The following is a 15,036-nucleotide window of genomic DNA, read 5'->3' as shown; positions in this document are numbered from 1 at the left end:
TGGAGGGTCGAGCGGACGATACGGCCGTACGTAGTCTCGGGTTTCGCCGTTCGGATGTCGGTCGTCCGTGTTCCATACACGTCGATTGTGGGACGGCTATCGTTTAACCGAACGAGGCTGTTCCCAGCCGCTGGGTATCTCAGGCGCTGAAACCACGGTATAGGGGGAATTTATATCGGGTCGGAAAATTGGAGACACCAGCGTGTGATGCACTCGCTGCGAATCGAGAAAAGCCGCCGTCTCAGACGGCCGGCTCCGCCGCGCGCTCGCACTCGAGTTCGACGAGCCATCCGTCGCGGCCGAGATCGTCGACGTCCGCCCGGACGAGCCGTTGGCCGTCCGACTCGAGGGCGTCTCCGACGACCGAAACCAATTTCTCGGGGTCGTGTCGAAGGAGCGCCGAGAGCTCGTCGGCGACCCCGAGTTCGGTGATCGCCTGTCGGCGGCCCGTCTCGGGCGGGAGCCCGCGCAGGTCGACCGCGTCGTCGGGCGCCTGGGACCCATCTTGCTCCGCGACGAACGACGCCACGGTCTCTCCGAGCGCGGCGATCGCCGCCTCGCCCGGCGTCGTCGGGTCGGCGAACGAACACGCCGTCGGCTCCCGGAGCGCCGGATCGAACGGGATCGGGTCGATCGACGCGGTGGCCTCCTCGTTCACCTGCTCCTCGAGGGACCGGCCGTCGTCACCGAACGGCCCGCTGCCCTCCTCGGGTGCGGCCATGTTCGGCACGACACCGAGCGTCTCGACGTCGTTCGCGGTGAACAGCGCGCCGGTCCGCTCCGTCGCCCGCGCACCCGCGTCGGTCGGCGTGCTGACCAGCAATGCGCCGTCGAGTGGCGCCTGCTCGACGATGGTGTAGACGGCGTCGCCGATCCCCGGCGGGAGATCGACGAGGAGGACGTCCCGGTCGGTCCACGTCGCGTTCCCGAGCAGGTCCTTGAGGACGTCGTGGACCATCGCCCCGCGCCAGGCGACCGGCCCGTCCTCGGCGATCAGTTCCAGGCTCACGACCTCGATGCCGTCGACCTCGACGGGCTCCGGCCGGCCCGAGGGCGTCTGCTGGACCGGCCCCTCCGCCCCGAGCAGATCCGGGACGTCGGGGGCGTAGACGTTCGCGTCGAAGACGGCCACGTCGAGGCCAGCCTCGTCGAGCGCCCGGGCGAGCGAAGCCGTGACGAGCGTCTTGCCGACGCCGCCTTTCGCGCTCCCGACGGCGATCAGCGAGTCGACCCCGGTGACCGGTAGCCCGGTTTCCGGTGCCTCGGCGTTCGCGGCCTCGAGCCGGACGTGCTCGACGCCTTCCGTCGCGAGCCCGGCACCTCGCAACTGATCGGTGACGCGCTCGCTCAGCCGCTGATCGAGTCGGTCGAAGACGATCGTGAACGTCACGACTCCGTCCTCGACCCGTACCTCCTCGAGCAACTGTTCGCTGACCGGGTCGCCGCCGGGAATCTGTACCTCTCGCGTCCGGTCGATCACCGCGCGTTTGATCTCGTCGTCGGAACGTGGTGTCTCCGCGCTCATGGCCGGTAGTTCAGCGCGGTCGGTATTTCACCCAGCGGCTGTTCCCAACGCGTGGGAACACGGGGTCGTCACTCTTCGCTGCGCTTCGCGAGGACCAACACTGCGGTACTTTCCTCGAGCGCTTCCGGCGATATCTCCTGGTCCCCGTCGAACCTGACGAGTTCGCCCGCTTCGACCTCGTGGTCGTCGTCACCGACCGTAAGCCGCAGTCGCCCCTCGAGGAGATGCAGAACGATCTGTCGATCGGGGTGCTGGTGCGGTGGGATGCGCTCTCCTGCGTCGAGGGCGAGTTTGATCGTCCGGGGCTCCCCGTCGAACACTTGTACGCGTGATGATCCCTCTAGTTCCTCGAGGGTCGCGCGTTCGGTCTCCGTCACGGAGTGGTCGTCGTTAGTGGCCATCTCATTCGTCGTTCTCGGTAGGGACAGAAGGGGATTGACCCGAAGGAGTTCGACTGCGCCCTCGGATCGTCGGACGGAGACGAAAAACTGGCAGCCCGCGGTTCCATAGACATCACCTTTCTCCGGCAGTACTAGACGGGGATCGTCCGTTCGTGGATACAGAACTACCGTGTCATCGAAGGTAACGTTTCGGCCGAACCTGTTCCCGTGCTTTACTGGCAGGTGGGAATGTGAAACAGCCCTAACGTCGCGTCCCTCCCAGTATCATCTGTAATGAGACGGTGCTGAAAACGGTGCAGTACCCGAACTGAACGGCGACCTGTCCGATCCAGGACGATGACAGATACACACGCATCCGAATCCGGCGACCGACCGACCGAGATAGCTACGGCAGACGACCGGGATCCCCTCTTCGCGCGGATCCCACGACGCGATTTCATGAAAGCGGGCGCTGCGGCCGGCACGATGAGTGCGCTCGCGGGCTGTACGGGGTTGTTGAGCGACGACGACAGGCAGTCGGCGGCCGACGTCGACACCGAGGTCCCGCCCGGCGAGCACGACGACTACTACGCGTTCCTGTCGGGCGGCCACTCCGGCGACATTCGCGTCTACGGCGTGCCGTCGATGCGCCAGCTCATGCGCATTCCCGTGTTCAACATCGAGAGCGCGCGCGGGTACGGCCACGACGACGAGACGCGGGCGATGCTCGAGGAGGCCGGCGGCTACACGTGGGGGGACACCCACCACCCGCGGCCGAGCCAGACCGACAACACCTACGACGGCGAGTGGATGTTCGTCAACGACAAGGCCAACGGCCGGATGGCCCGGATCGACCTGACGTACTTCGAGACGGACGCGATCGTCGACCTGCCGAACCAGCAAGGGACCCACGGCGCCTGCGCGCTGATGCCCGACACCCGGCTCGTCTTCGGCGTCGGCGAACTCCGCGTGCCGATCCCCAACGACGGTCGGGACCTCGACGATCCCGAGGAGTACGGTTCGGTGCTGTCGGCGATCGAAGCCGAGTCGTTCGACCACCAGTGGGACGTCAGAGTCGACTGCAACCTCGACAACGGCGACTCCGGCAAGGATGGGAAGTGGTTCTTTACGACGAGTTACAACACCGAGGAGGGCGTGACCGAGCAGGAGATGACGTCGGCCGACACCGACTACGTGGTCGCGTTCAACGTCCCAGCCATCGAGGAAGCCGTCGACGCCGGGGAGTACGAGGAGATAAACGGCGTTCCGGTCGTCGACGGGACCGAAGACAGCCCGCTCAACGACGGCGGCGAGCCGCTCGTCCGGTACATCGACGTGCCGACGAACCCCCACGGCGTGAGCGTCACCCCGGACGGCCAGTACGCGATCGCCTCCGGAAAGCTCGACCCGACCTGTACGGTTATCGAGATCGACCGCCTCGACGAGGCCGACGATCCGAACGACGCCGTCGTCGGCCGCGTCAACGTCGGCAACGGCCCGCTGCACACAGCCTACGACGACCGCGGTCACGCCTACACGACGCTGTTCGTCGACTCCCAGGTCGTCAAGTGGGACATCGAGGCCGCGGTCGACGCCGAGATGGGCTCCGAAGACCCGGTGATCGAGAAACACGACGTCCACTACAGCCCTGGCCACCTGATCGCCGCCGAATCGTACACCGGAAATCCGCAGGGAGACTGGCTGATCGTGCTCAACAAGCTCTCGAAGGACCGGTTCCTCCCGGTGGGACCGGTCTTCCCCGAGAACGACCAGCTGTTCTACATCGGCGACGACGACGCCGGGATGGAACTGGTCAAGGACACGCCGGCGTACCCCGAACCCCACGACGCGTCGATCGTCCGGGCCGACCGGCTCGATCCCGCGTCGGTGTACGACCCCGACGACCTCGAACTGGACTTCATCTCGCCCGACGACGACGAGAACTTCATCGACCGCGACGGCGATCAGGTCCACGTCGAGATGTACAACCAGCGCAACCACTTCGGCTTCGAGGACATCACCGTCCAGGAGGGCGACGAGGTGACGATTCGGACCACGAACATCGAACAGGAGGAGGACATCCTCCACTCGCTGGCGATCCCCCAGCACGACGTCAACGTGAAGGTCGCGCCGCAAGAGACCCGCGAGGTGACGTTCACCGCCGACCAGCCCGGCGTCTACTGGATGTACTGCGCGTACTTCTGTAGCGCGCTCCACCTCGAGATGCGCTCGCGGCTGCTGGTCGAACCGGCCGACTGACCACACACCCCTACCCCACCCATCCGCCATGTCAAAACTCAACAAACTTACCGAACTCCGTCGCGCGCTCCCGCTCGCAGCGGCGGCGCTGTTGCTCGTCGCGATCGCGCTCCCGATGTGGCGGATCACGCTCGAGGCACCCCAGTACCCCGACGGACTGTTCGTCGAACTGTACGCCTACCCCCGTCTCGAGGGCGACGTCGCCGAAACGCAGGGTCTCAACCGGTACGTCGGGTTCTACTATCCGGATCCGGTCTACCTCGATCCCAACTACGATGTCCACCCGAAGGCGATCGAGGTACCCGAGTGGTCGATCGGGCCGCTCGCGTTCGTCGCCGTCGCCGCGGCCGGCGTCTTCGTCGCGCTCGCGCCGACGGTCCGCAAGCTGAAGCTCGGGCTGACCTGCCAGCTGGTCGGCACGATGGCGGTGTTCGTCACGATGTTCGCGCTGATCCAGTACCGGCTCTACCAGGCCGGCCACGCGCTCGATCCCGACGCGCCGATGCGCGGCATCGACGGGTTTACGCCGCCGCTGCTCGGCACCTACGAGATCGCCAACATCAGCGGCCTCGCCTGGTTCGGTCCCGGCGGCTACCTCGCGCTGGTCGCGATCACGCTGCTGGTCGCGGCCTACGCATTCCGGGACTCGACGGCGACCGTTGGCGACGTGCCGGCGATCGTCTCGGACCGCCTCGAGCGGACCCGGACGTGGATCCGAACCCGACGCGATCGGAGCGACGGGCCCCGGCCGGCCGCGGACGACCCCGACGCGGAGGTGAGCCGCGATGACTGACCGCGCGGGGGTCGACCGCGAAACGTGGTTCGTCGTCGCCGCCGTGGCAGTGCTCGTCGTCTCGCTCGCGGCGGCTGCCGTCGCAGCGAGCGACGGCTCCGACGACCGCGAGGCGACCGTCGAGGGCTGGACGCCCGACGTCGCGGATCCGCACGACGCGGAACCGCCGGCCGAACCCGGCGTCGCGACGGTCGACGGCGAGGAGTTCGACTCCGTCCAGGCAGCCGTCGACGCCGCCGAGCCGGGCGATACCGTCGTCCTCGAGGGCCAGTTCGAAGAGCACGTCACGGTCGAGACGGCCGATCTCGCGCTCGAGGCGGCCGGTGAGGGCGCGCTGATCGACGGGGGTGGCGAGGGGACCGTCGTGCACGTCGCGGCCGAGAACGTGACGCTCGAGGAGCTGTGGATCCGCGAGTCGGGACACGACCGCGGTAACGAGGACGCCGGCGTCCTCGTCAACGGTTCCGGATCGACCCTCGCGGACGTCCGGATCACCGACACCACCTACGGCGTCTGGATCGGCGAGGCCGAGGACGTCACCGTCGAGAGTGCGACGATCGTCGGCCGCGAAGAGGTCTCCCAGTCCGAACGGGGCAACGGGATCCACCTCGACCGCGCCGACGGGGCCGAACTGCGGGACAACGAGATTACGACGGTTCGCGACGGGATCTACTTCTCGTGGTCCGAGGGCGTCGACGCCACGGGCAACGTGATGTGGGACCTCCGGTACGGCGTCCACTACATGTACTCCGACGACAACCGCCTCGAGGGGAACGTCGCTTTCGACAACGACGTCGGCTTCGCGCTGATGGTCTCGCAGAACTTGACTATCGTCGACAACGTCGCGGTGAACAACGACGGGCCGAGCGGCCAGGGCATCCTCGTCAAGGACGTCGACCGCAGCGAGATCCGCGACAACGCCGTCGTCGCCAACGGGAACGGGTTCTACGTCTACAACGCCCACGGCAACGAACTCACGGACAATCTGATCCTCGAGAACGAGGTCGGGGTCCAGTTCACGGCCGGCAGCTCCGACGAACTGGTCGTCGGTAACAGCTTCGTCGCGAACGATCAGTCCGCCTACGCGCCGACGACCGCACAGATCACCTGGAACGACTCCGAGCGGGGCAACTACTGGTCCGACGCCCGCGCGATCGACCTCGACGGCGACGGCACCAGCGAAACCCGCCACCAGCCCGCGGGCGCCGTCGAGGCGGTCGTTCACGACCGCCCGCAGGCGGCCGTCTTCGCGGAGAGCCCGGCGTTCGACGCCGTCCGGATGGCCGAGAGCTCGTTCCCCGTCATCGAATCGCCCGGCGTCGTCGACCACCGACCGCTCGCCGAACCAGCCCACGACGAATGGAGGGAGTACTATGAAGATCACGATAACTGACGTCCACAAACGCTACGGCGACGTCGTCGCCCTGGACGGGCCATCGTTCGAGATCCCGTCCGGATCGACGTTCGGCGTCCTCGGGACGAACGGCGCGGGAAAGACGACCCTCTTCGAGCTCCTCGTGGGGCACGACAGACCGGACTCGGGGCGGATCGAAGTCGGCGGGGTCGACGTCGAGCGAGCGGGCCACCGCGTCCGCGAGCGCGTCGCGTTCCTGCCCGAACACGCCGGCTTCCCGCCGGCGATGACCGGCCGAGAGGTCCTCTCGGTCCACGCCCGCATCCGCGGGATCGCAGCCCGCGAGGAGCGCATCGACGACGCCCTCGAGACGGTCGGGCTGACCGACGCGGCCGACCGCGCCGTCTCCGGCTACTCGAACGGAATGGGACGACGCCTCGGCCTCGCGTCGGCGCTGCTCGCCGAACCGCCCGTGCTCGTCCTCGACGAGCCGACGGCGGGGCTGGATCCGCGCGGCGTCGCAACTTTCCACCGGATCATCGAACGGATCGACCGCGAGACGGACGCGACAGTCGTCCTCTCTTCGCACGTCCTGGGGGAGGTAGAACGGCTCTGCGACTCGGTCGCTATCCTCGAGGACGGGGAACTCCGCGCGGTCGGCTCCGTCGACGAGTTGCGGACGGCGGGCGACGGGCGCGTCACCGTGGCCGTCCGTCCGTCGGCAGACCGCGACCGCACGAGGCTCCTCGAGACCGCTCAGCGGTACGGCGACGTGACGGAGACGGCCGGCGAGATCGCGGTCGCCTGCGAGCGCGACGCTGCGCTCGAGCTCTGCGCCGCGTTCGAGTCCGACCTCGTCGATCGCTTCGAGGTCCGGGAACCCGGGCTCGAGGCGGCGTTCCACGAGGCGCTCGAGCGGGAGGAGAGCGAGCCGGAGAATTCGCCCGACGAGATCGCCGGCGCAACGGAGGTGAGTACGTGATGACCGACCGCAAGCGGACCGCGACCGACGAGCAGACCCCGAAACCGGACGGTGGCTACGCGTCGGCTACGGACGCCGAGCTGTCCCGGGCGAGCGATTCCGGGATCTGGTACCGCCAGCTGCTCGTCGTCGCCGAGACGGAGTACCGGCTCGCGGTCCGGGGGCGGTGGGCCGTCGCGCTCACCGCCATCTTCGCCGCGTTCGCGCTCGGGCTAACGACGTTCAGCGGCTCGAGCGTCGGCCCCGAGGGCTTCGAGCGGACCGTTGCGAGTCTCGCGGTGCTCGCCGTCTACCTCGTCCCGCTGGTCGCGCTCGCGTTCGGGTACGACGCCGTCGTCGGCCGCGAGGAGAACGGCTGGCTCCACGCGCTGTTCGCCCTGCCGGTCGAGCGGGCCTGGATCGTCGTCGGGACGGCGCTCGGGCGAGCGGTCGTGCTCGCGAGCGCGACGGTCGTCGGGTTCGGGATCGCCGGCGGCTTCCTGCTGTGGGAGTTCGGACTCGCCGGATTCGACGCCTACGTGACGTTTCTGCTCGCGAGCGTCGGCCTCGGGCTCGTCTTCCTCGCGGTCGGCGTCCTCGTGTCGACGCTGGCCCGCGAGAAGACCCACGCGCTCGGGATTTCGCTGCTCGTCTGGGCGTGGTTCGTCCTCGTCCACGACCTGCTCGGCCTCGGCCTCGTCGCGGCGTTCGACCTCTCGGCGGGCGCCGTCTCGGCCATGCTGCTCGCGAACCCGACCGGCATCTTCCGCGCGCTCGTCCTCGGCGCGCTGGGGGCCGCCGGCGACGCCGGATTCGCTACAGTGCTTGCCGAGTCCGGCCTCTCGACGGGGGTCCTCGTCGGGGCGCTGGTGGCCTGGATCGTCGTTCCGATCGCGCTCGCTGCGTTCGCGATACGGAGACGACGACTATGACCAGTTCGCGCTGCGCCCACGATCGACGGTGTCTCCGGCGTCGCGTCCTCGCCGCCATCGGCGCGGGCGTCGCGGTCGGTCTAGCCGGCTGTCTCGAGGACGACGACGCCGCCGAGGAGCCGGCCGACCCGATCGATCTCTCGGACGGGGCGACGTGCGACGTCTGCGGAATGGTGATCGAGGACCACTACGGCCCCGCCGGCCAGCTCTTTTACGCCGACGGCAACCCCGACGACCGCGACGGCCCGGCCCGGTTCGACAGTCTCGTCGAACTCGTCGCCTCCCACGAGGAGCGTCTCGACCGCGGGTGGGAACTCCGCGAGGCGTTCGTCACCGACTACTCGAGCGTCGACTACCGGCTCGAGGAGCGAGACGGGACGACGTACATCTCGAGTCACGTCGGGGCGGACGCGTTCGCCGACGCGACGGACCTCTCCTACGTCGTCGGCAGCGACGTCGAGGGCGCCATGGGTGCGGATTTCTTCCCGTTCTCGCGGCGAGACGACGCGACAGCGTTCGTCGAGGAGCACGGCGGCGAACTCCGGGCGTGGGACGAACTCTCGTCTACGGAACACGCCTGAATCCCGTCGGTCGCGACGTGACTGCCCTCGAACGGGAGTACCCGATCGATAAGCGCCCGATTTCGTTCGAAAGCGGTTGCTTTTGGCCGAGCGCCGACGTACTCCACCACGATGGTCCCGAAACTCGAAGCGGAGTCTCTCACGCGGGTCGTCGACGGCGATCGGATCGTCGACGCGGTCTCGCTACGCGTTCCGACGTCCGACGTCGTCGCGATCATCGGCCCCTCCGGATCGGGGAAGTCCTCGTTCCTCCGGCTCCTCAATCGGCTGGACGAACCGACCGACGGTACGGTGTTTCTCGACGGCACCGACTACCGGGAGATCGATCCCCAGGAATTACGCCGGCGGATCGGGCTGATCCCGCAGGACGCGGCCCTCAGCCGCGGCACCGTCGCGGAAAACGTCGCGCTCGGGGCGCGCGTCCGCGACGAACCCGTCGATGAGGAGCGCGTTGCGGCGCTGCTCGAGCGGATGGGACTCGAGGGGTACGAAGACCGCGCCGTCGACGACCTTTCGGGCGGGGAACGACAGCGCGTGTCCATCGCCCGGACGCTCTACGTCGACCCCGAGGTGTTGCTCCTCGACGAGCCGACCGCGCACCTCGATACGACGACTGAAGCCCAGATCGAGGACCTGCTCGCCGAACTGATTCGCGAGGACGATCTGACCTGCGTGCTCGTCACGCACGACACGGCGCAGGCGAAACGGCTCGGTGATCGCATCGTCGAGTTCGTGGACGGACGCGTCGCCGCGGAAGGGACGCCGGCGGACGTGATCGGATGACCGAAGCGACGATCGACACGTTCGTCGAACAGGCGACCGATCCCGTCGTGATCACCGGATTCGTCCAGATCCTCACGGCGACCGTGCTCGCTGCGATCGTACTGGGCGTCGTGTACGCCCGCGAACTCGACTTCGAGCGCGAGGTCCTCACCACGTCCGGTCGGGGACTGGTGCAGGTCGTCGCGGCCGGCGCAGTGATCGGCGTGTTGCTGGCAGCACACCTCGCGTGGGCGACGGTCGTCCTCGCGTTCATGATCTGCGTCGCGGGGTGGATCTCGCACAAACGCGGTGACGCGATCCCCGGCGTCTTTCGCACCTCCGTGCTTTCCATCGGATTCGGTGCGGGGCTCGTGATCGTGATGATGACGGTTGCAGGGGCCATCGAGACGACGATGCGCGATCTCATCGTCATCGGCAGTATGATCATCGCGAACGCGATGAAGACGAACTCGCTGGTGCTGGATCGATTCACGGGCGAACTGGCGGCGAACCGGCCGGAGATCGAGGCGATGCTGAGCGTCGGCGGCTCGCCCGACCGGGCGATCAATCAGTACGTGTCGACCAGCGTCTACGCGTCGATTATCCCGATCCTCGACAGTATCAAGAGTCTGGGGATCGTCCAGATTCCGGGGCTGATGGCGGGGATGATCATCGCCGGAGCGAACCCGATCTACGCGGCCCAGTACCAGTTCGTGATCATGCTCATGATCTTCGCCGCCGGCGGGCTGACCGTCGTGGTGAATACGATGCTGATCAGTCGCCGCGTGTTCACCGACGCGAAACAGTTGGACGATAGCGTTCTTGACGCGATAGAGACGTAACTGGTAGATGATATTTTCGCGGAATTATACTCTGAGTATCACTTCGAGGCCGATACAACTCGTACCGCTAACGGTGGCTATCGGCTCTCCTCTCGAGGGGTAGATCGACTGGGAAGCCGAAGATTTCGCAGGGATCGTGATCGGGTCTCGACACAACAGTCTTGCTTTTCGGCAGCTACATTCCGAATATGGAACGCAAGACGCTCACCGTCACGGGGATGTCGTGCGACGGCTGCGAGCGGCACGTCACGAGTGCTCTTAGAGCGCTAGAGGACGTGACTCGGGTCGAAGCCGACCACGAGACCGACACGGTCGAAGTCGTCGCCGGAGAGGACGTCGCCGACGACGAGCTCGCCGCGGCGATCCGCGACGCGGGGTACGAGGCTACCGCCTAATCCAACGGCGCTTCCTCGATCCGCGACTCCACGTCCTGCTCCTGGACGGTGAAGTCCGTACTGACGCCCTCCCCCGAGAGGAGTTGCCCGGCGAAGCTGTTGGCGAGGACGGCGGAGACGGAGAGCACCATCGCGATCATCGCCCAGATCGGGTGGACGAGGCCCGTCGTGGCGACGGCGACGCCGATCCCGTTGAACGAGAACGCCGCCAGGAGGTTCTGACGCGTCTTTCGATAACTCTCCGTTCCGATTTCGTGGGCGTCCATCACGCCGCCGAGTCGCTCGCCCATCAACACGACGTCCGCCGACTCGATCGCGATGTCCGTTCCGGCGCCGATAGCGACGCCGACGTCGGATTGCGTCAACGCGGGCGCGTCGTTGATCCCGTCGCCGACCATCGCAACTCTGTGGCCGGCTTCCTGCAGCCGGCCGATTTCGGCGCGTTTCTCGTCGGGTAACACGCCGGCCATCACGCGGTCGATTCCCACCTCGTCGGCGACCGCTTTCGCGGTGCGTTCGTTGTCTCCGGTGATCATTACGGGTTCGATTCCGGCGTCCGTCGCCCGCCGGACGGTTGCTGTGGCATCTGCTTTGATCTCGTCGCCGATACCGATCAGGCCGATCACCTCGCCATCACGCACGACGCCCGAGACCGTGAGCCCGCGCCGCTGGAGCCGATCGACTTCGCCGGCAGCGCTCGTGAGGTCGATCCCTTCTTCGGACAGCCAGCCGGGCTTTCCTACCGCGACGTCCCTCTCGTCGACCGTGGCGCGGACACCCTTCCCGGTCACGCTCTCGAACGTCTCCGGATCGTCGTACTCGACGCCCCGCTCCTCGGCGCGATCGAGGATCGCGTCGGCGAGCGGGTGTTCGGAGAAGGCCTCCGCACTCGCTGCCGTTCGCAGCACCGCCTGCTCGCTCCGGTCGGTGACCGCGACGACCGCCGAGACCGCCGGCTCGCCGACGGTGATCGTGCCGGTCTTGTCGAGGACGAGGCGGTCGACGTCCGTGAAGAGCTGGAAGGCGTCGCCGCTTCGCATCAGAATTCCGCGGTTGGCGGCCTTGCCGCCGCCGCGGATCAACGCGAGGGGGGTCGCCATCCCCAGCGCGCACGGATAGCCGAGGACGAGGACGGCGAGGGCGGCGAACGCACCTCGCTGGACGGTCGGCTCGCCGCCCCACGCGATCGGTGCGACCAGCCAGAACAGGAACGAGAGGAGGGCGATCACCAGCACGCCGGGGACGAAGTACTCGAGTACGCGGTCGGCGAGTTGCACGATCCCGGGCTTCATCGCCCGCGCTTCCTCGATCTCGCGGGCGACCTGGTTCAGGAAGGCGTCCTCCCCGGTCGCGGTCACTTCGAGCAGCAGCGTTCCGGTTTCGTTGACGCTCCCGCCGATGACCTCGTCTCCGGACCCCTTCTCTTGGGGGATGGATTCGCCAGTCGCTACCGATTCGTCGACGGTCGACGTTCCCTCGAGGACGCTCCCGTCGACGGGGATACTCTCGCCGGGCTTGATCCGCACGCGGTCGCCCACGTCGAGTTCCTCGACGGGGACCTCTTCGACGTCACCATCTTCTGTCACACGTCGTGCGGTCTCGGGCCGGAGGTCGAGCAACTCCTGGACGGATCGAGAGGCCCGCGTCCGGACGACGAGGCTGGTGTACTCCGAGAGGATGTGGTACGCGGTAACGAACACGGAGACGGCGAAGAAGTGGACGGTCGGAAACTGCGGGAAGACCGTCAGTCCGAGCACCCCGCCCAGCAGTCCGGCGAACGCGCCCGCTTCCAGCAACACGTGCTGGTTGAGGATGCCGCGGCGGAGGCTGTGGTAGGCCTTCTCTTTGATGTACCGTCCGGGGCCGAACATCACTCCCAGCGTGAGGGCGAGCGTCGGGAGATCGTACCAGAGCGAGTCGTGCTCGAGCATTCGGTACCTGCCGATCATGTAGAGCATCAGGCCGGCGAGGACGAGCGAGGCCGCGCCGCTGAGAACGAGTTTACGCTTCGCATCGTCGAGTTCGGCCCGTTGCTCCTCGAACCGCGTTCGTTTGTCCGGATCGCGGATCGTGTACCCGAGGTCGCGAAGCGTGTCTTTGATCTGCACCTCGTCCACGAGTTCGTCGTCGTACGACACCAGCACCTCTTCGTGGGCGAGGCTCACGTCGACGTCTTCGACGCCGTCCGTCCGCTCGTAGGCCTTGCGGATGCTCTCCGCACAGAACGAGCAGGACATTCCGCCGACGTTGTACTGTGCCTGGGTGTTCGCCATCGTGTCCTCGCTTTCGTCCTTCGGACGGGAAACCGTTACGACGAATATTATAGCGGTATTCCAATCGTAAGACCAGTATCAAACAGCTAACGACACTCTTACTACCGTCGTATCCGTAGCATCCGTCCACGATGACGTTGCTCGAATCCGAGGTGCCGATCCGGGACGTAATTACGACCGATCCGGAGAAAGCGAAGGCGCTCGAGAACGATGTCCGAGCCAAGGTTCTCGACATGCTGGCCGACGACGAAATGACGATCGAGGCGATCACCGAGGAACTCCACCGTCGCGGCGAAGACAAGGCCGAAACGACGGTTCGCCATCACGTGAACGTGCTGCGAGACGCCGACATGGTCGAGATCGCACGGCTGGAAGACGCCGGTGGCGGGACGAGGAAGTACTACCGGTCGAATACGCGGATCTTCTCGTACGAACTCCCGGACGACGCCGAGGAGACGCTCGCTCCGGCGCAGGAAACGGCCACCGAAGAAACGGCTGCACTGGTCGAGACGCTCCGTCGAGCACACGGCGACGAGATCGAGGCGGTCGCTCGAGAGATGAAGCCGTGCGAGTACTGTGAGACCCAACACTACGAGGAGTTCGTCGTTCGAGAACTCCTCAACCGTGCGTTCATCGAACTGAGCGAGGGTGAGGGATTCGACGAGTTGCGCTGACTCTCCGTACCGGCTGATCCGTTCTCTGTCGGAACTGTGATTCGGTCTCTCTCGCGGGTACAGGCTCGCTCAGGTCGACTTCTAACCCGTTTCATTTCAACTGCCCACAGGGGCGGCTCAGTCGAGGTGCGAGATCTCGCTCGAGTGCAGATTTCGCCTGTGGATATGCGGTGTCGAGTTTCTCGCTATTTTCGGGCTCGTTGCGCACTGGTTGCAACGGTCTGGAGATACTGGTTCTCGATGATCGCGGTCCCATCCGTCGCACGGTTGTAGCGGCTGAATACATCCCTGAGGTCGTTCCGAAGGCGCTCTTTTGCATCCGAATCACTCGTCTCTAACGCACGGATCGTCGGGCCGAAGTAGGTGCTGAACACGTCCACTGCATGGTCGATCGATCGGTAGTATTGGAGCGCCGTCCGTCGTTCACTTTCGATCGATCGAGTGCCAGCGCCGAGGAGTTCGTCGAGTCCCTCGTTCGTGCCCCACCGAAGGGGTGACTGTACGCCGGGCGGCGGAGGGACGTACTGGGCGTGAGCAGCGAACCAGTCACCGCTCCACCCCTCGGGAATCGGACCCGCCAGGCCGATTTTGCCTCCCGGTCTGCAAACTCGAAGCATCTCGCGTGCCGCCTGCTCCTGATCGGGTGCGAACTGCACTCCGTACACCGAGAGCACCACATCGAAGCTGTCGTCGGGAAACGGCATCTCTTGGGCATCGCCAACGTGGAAGTCGACGGCTTGCCCGTTGGCCCGTGCACGCGTCTTCGCACGTTCGATCAATCCTGGTACGTAATCGACGCCTGTGACCTCACAGTACCGTCGTTCCGCAACCAGGGCCGCTGTTCCGCTGCCACAGGCCACGTCCAGCACGCGTTGTCCGGGATGTGGATCAGCCGCCTCGCAGAGCGCCTCTGCCATGACCACGTTCTGGCGGGCGATCTCGTTGAAATCGCCAGTTGCCCACGTCTCTTTCTGACGCTTCGTTACGCCAGCATACTCTGTTTCTTTCATTTATCTTACCTTCTTTGCGAGCGACTTCGGTCGCCAGTCGTGGTACATCTTCTCGTCCCGGTGATCCGCCCACGTGACCATGGAGACCCTAGAGAAGACGCTGAATGATACACGCTATCAAATAGCATAACAGTTCCGGATACGTCGCTGTGTGTCACGTGGTCTAGAACAACCATCTAGCTGATAACAATATCTGCAACTGACAACTACACGCTGTGGGCCATGTTTAGACGCCGCTCAGTTGCCGTCTCGACCGGGATTATGTGGAGTTGAGTGAGGAAGCGACGCATATGGC

At 66.1% G+C, this 15,036-nt stretch carries 14 protein-coding genes; 10 read left to right on the top strand and 4 right to left on the bottom strand.

The genetic code is table 11. The features are described from left to right. Positions 1-241: 241 nt before the first annotated feature. Positions 242-1,525: a P-loop NTPase gene (locus CV102_RS21690; RefSeq protein ID WP_148860116.1), complete on the bottom strand. Its 1,284-nt coding sequence runs from the start codon at positions 1,523-1,525 to the stop codon at positions 242-244. Positions 1,526-1,593: 68 nt separating this feature from the next. Next, positions 1,594-1,926, bottom strand: a complete 333-nt coding sequence (locus CV102_RS21685) for a cupin domain-containing protein (protein ID WP_148860115.1) — start codon at positions 1,924-1,926, stop codon at positions 1,594-1,596. 336 nt (positions 1,927-2,262) lie between these two features. Between CV102_RS21685 and nosZ the strand changes: the two genes are divergently transcribed. From nosZ to CV102_RS21640, 9 genes are all read left to right on the top strand, one after another. Further along, entirely contained in the window at positions 2,263-4,164 is a 1,902-nt protein-coding gene (gene nosZ, locus CV102_RS21680) for a TAT-dependent nitrous-oxide reductase (RefSeq protein WP_148860114.1), read from the top strand. A 28-nt stretch (positions 4,165-4,192) separates the two neighbouring features. Next, positions 4,193-4,957 (top strand): hypothetical protein, encoded by a 765-nt coding sequence (locus CV102_RS21675; RefSeq protein WP_148860113.1) that lies wholly within the window; start codon positions 4,193-4,195, stop codon positions 4,955-4,957. Then, on the top strand, positions 4,950-6,350 hold the full coding sequence (gene nosD, locus CV102_RS21670) for a nitrous oxide reductase family maturation protein NosD (RefSeq protein ID WP_148860112.1): 1,401 nt from the start codon (positions 4,950-4,952) through the stop codon (positions 6,348-6,350). The genes CV102_RS21675 and nosD overlap by 8 nt, the downstream gene beginning before the upstream one ends. Beyond that, entirely contained in the window at positions 6,331-7,293 is a 963-nt protein-coding gene (locus CV102_RS21665; RefSeq protein ID WP_148860111.1) for an ABC transporter ATP-binding protein, read from the top strand. The genes nosD and CV102_RS21665 overlap by 20 nt, the downstream gene beginning before the upstream one ends. Further along, entirely contained in the window at positions 7,293-8,204 is a 912-nt protein-coding gene (locus tag CV102_RS21660) for an ABC transporter permease (RefSeq protein WP_148860110.1), read from the top strand. The genes CV102_RS21665 and CV102_RS21660 overlap by 1 nt, the downstream gene beginning before the upstream one ends. Then, positions 8,201-8,785, top strand: coding sequence for a nitrous oxide reductase accessory protein NosL (locus CV102_RS21655; RefSeq protein ID WP_148860109.1), 585 nt, complete (start codon positions 8,201-8,203; stop codon positions 8,783-8,785). The genes CV102_RS21660 and CV102_RS21655 overlap by 4 nt, the downstream gene beginning before the upstream one ends. Positions 8,786-8,896: 111 nt before the next feature. Next, on the top strand, positions 8,897-9,568 hold the full coding sequence (locus CV102_RS21650; RefSeq protein WP_148860108.1) for an ABC transporter ATP-binding protein: 672 nt from the start codon (positions 8,897-8,899) through the stop codon (positions 9,566-9,568). Further along, positions 9,565-10,389: an ABC transporter permease gene (locus tag CV102_RS21645; RefSeq protein ID WP_148860107.1), complete on the top strand. Its 825-nt coding sequence runs from the start codon at positions 9,565-9,567 to the stop codon at positions 10,387-10,389. Before CV102_RS21650 ends, CV102_RS21645 begins: the two co-directional genes overlap by 4 nt. A 188-nt stretch (positions 10,390-10,577) precedes the next feature. Beyond that, entirely contained in the window at positions 10,578-10,784 is a 207-nt protein-coding gene (locus CV102_RS21640) for a heavy-metal-associated domain-containing protein (protein ID WP_148860106.1), read from the top strand. Here the strand turns inward: CV102_RS21640 and CV102_RS21635 are convergent. Then, entirely contained in the window at positions 10,781-13,057 is a 2,277-nt protein-coding gene (locus tag CV102_RS21635) for a heavy metal translocating P-type ATPase (RefSeq protein WP_148860105.1), read from the bottom strand. The two genes, CV102_RS21640 and CV102_RS21635, sit on opposite strands and share 4 nt — an antisense overlap. A gap of 131 nt (positions 13,058-13,188) precedes the next feature. Between CV102_RS21635 and CV102_RS21630 the strand changes: the two genes are divergently transcribed. Next, the gene (locus CV102_RS21630) at positions 13,189-13,731 is read left to right on the top strand and encodes a winged helix-turn-helix domain-containing protein (RefSeq protein ID WP_148860104.1); all 543 of its coding nucleotides are present in this window, start codon (positions 13,189-13,191) and stop codon (positions 13,729-13,731) included. A 185-nt stretch (positions 13,732-13,916) separates the two neighbouring features. Here the strand turns inward: CV102_RS21630 and CV102_RS21625 are convergent, their stop codons facing one another. Further along, positions 13,917-14,741 carry a class I SAM-dependent methyltransferase gene (locus CV102_RS21625; protein WP_148860103.1) on the bottom strand — a complete coding sequence of 275 codons (825 nt, stop codon included), beginning with the start codon at positions 14,739-14,741 and terminating at the stop codon, positions 13,917-13,919. Positions 14,742-15,036 lie beyond the last annotated feature (295 nt).

The sequence above is a fragment of the Natronococcus pandeyae genome (genome assembly GCF_008122205.1).
Taxonomy (GTDB): Archaea; Halobacteriota; Halobacteria; order Halobacteriales; family Natrialbaceae; genus Natronococcus; species Natronococcus pandeyae.
Note: the sequence above shows the minus strand (reverse complement) of the source record. Positions and strands in the feature narration are given on the sequence as shown.

What these genes read in the sequence shown, in the direction of transcription:
- CV102_RS21640 (WP_148860106.1), top strand. Translation starts at nt 10,578, where the DNA reads ATGGAACGCAAGACGCTCACCGTCACGGGGATGTCGTGCGACGGCTGC.
- CV102_RS21685 (WP_148860115.1), bottom strand. Translation starts at nt 1,926, where the DNA reads ATGGCCACTAACGACGACCACTCCGTGACGGAGACCGAACGCGCGACC.
- CV102_RS21690 (WP_148860116.1), bottom strand. Translation starts at nt 1,525, where the DNA reads ATGAGCGCGGAGACACCACGTTCCGACGACGAGATCAAACGCGCGGTG.
- CV102_RS21675 (WP_148860113.1), top strand. Translation starts at nt 4,193, where the DNA reads ATGTCAAAACTCAACAAACTTACCGAACTCCGTCGCGCGCTCCCGCTC.
- CV102_RS21645 (WP_148860107.1), top strand. Translation starts at nt 9,565, where the DNA reads ATGACCGAAGCGACGATCGACACGTTCGTCGAACAGGCGACCGATCCC.
- CV102_RS21665 (WP_148860111.1), top strand. Translation starts at nt 6,331, where the DNA reads ATGAAGATCACGATAACTGACGTCCACAAACGCTACGGCGACGTCGTC.
- CV102_RS21655 (WP_148860109.1), top strand. Translation starts at nt 8,201, where the DNA reads ATGACCAGTTCGCGCTGCGCCCACGATCGACGGTGTCTCCGGCGTCGC.
- CV102_RS21660 (WP_148860110.1), top strand. Translation starts at nt 7,293, where the DNA reads ATGACCGACCGCAAGCGGACCGCGACCGACGAGCAGACCCCGAAACCG.
- nosZ (WP_148860114.1), top strand. Translation starts at nt 2,263, where the DNA reads ATGACAGATACACACGCATCCGAATCCGGCGACCGACCGACCGAGATA.
- CV102_RS21635 (WP_148860105.1), bottom strand. Translation starts at nt 13,057, where the DNA reads ATGGCGAACACCCAGGCACAGTACAACGTCGGCGGAATGTCCTGCTCG.
- CV102_RS21630 (WP_148860104.1), top strand. Translation starts at nt 13,189, where the DNA reads ATGACGTTGCTCGAATCCGAGGTGCCGATCCGGGACGTAATTACGACC.
- CV102_RS21650 (WP_148860108.1), top strand. Translation starts at nt 8,897, where the DNA reads ATGGTCCCGAAACTCGAAGCGGAGTCTCTCACGCGGGTCGTCGACGGC.
- CV102_RS21625 (WP_148860103.1), bottom strand. Translation starts at nt 14,741, where the DNA reads ATGAAAGAAACAGAGTATGCTGGCGTAACGAAGCGTCAGAAAGAGACG.
- nosD (WP_148860112.1), top strand. Translation starts at nt 4,950, where the DNA reads ATGACTGACCGCGCGGGGGTCGACCGCGAAACGTGGTTCGTCGTCGCC.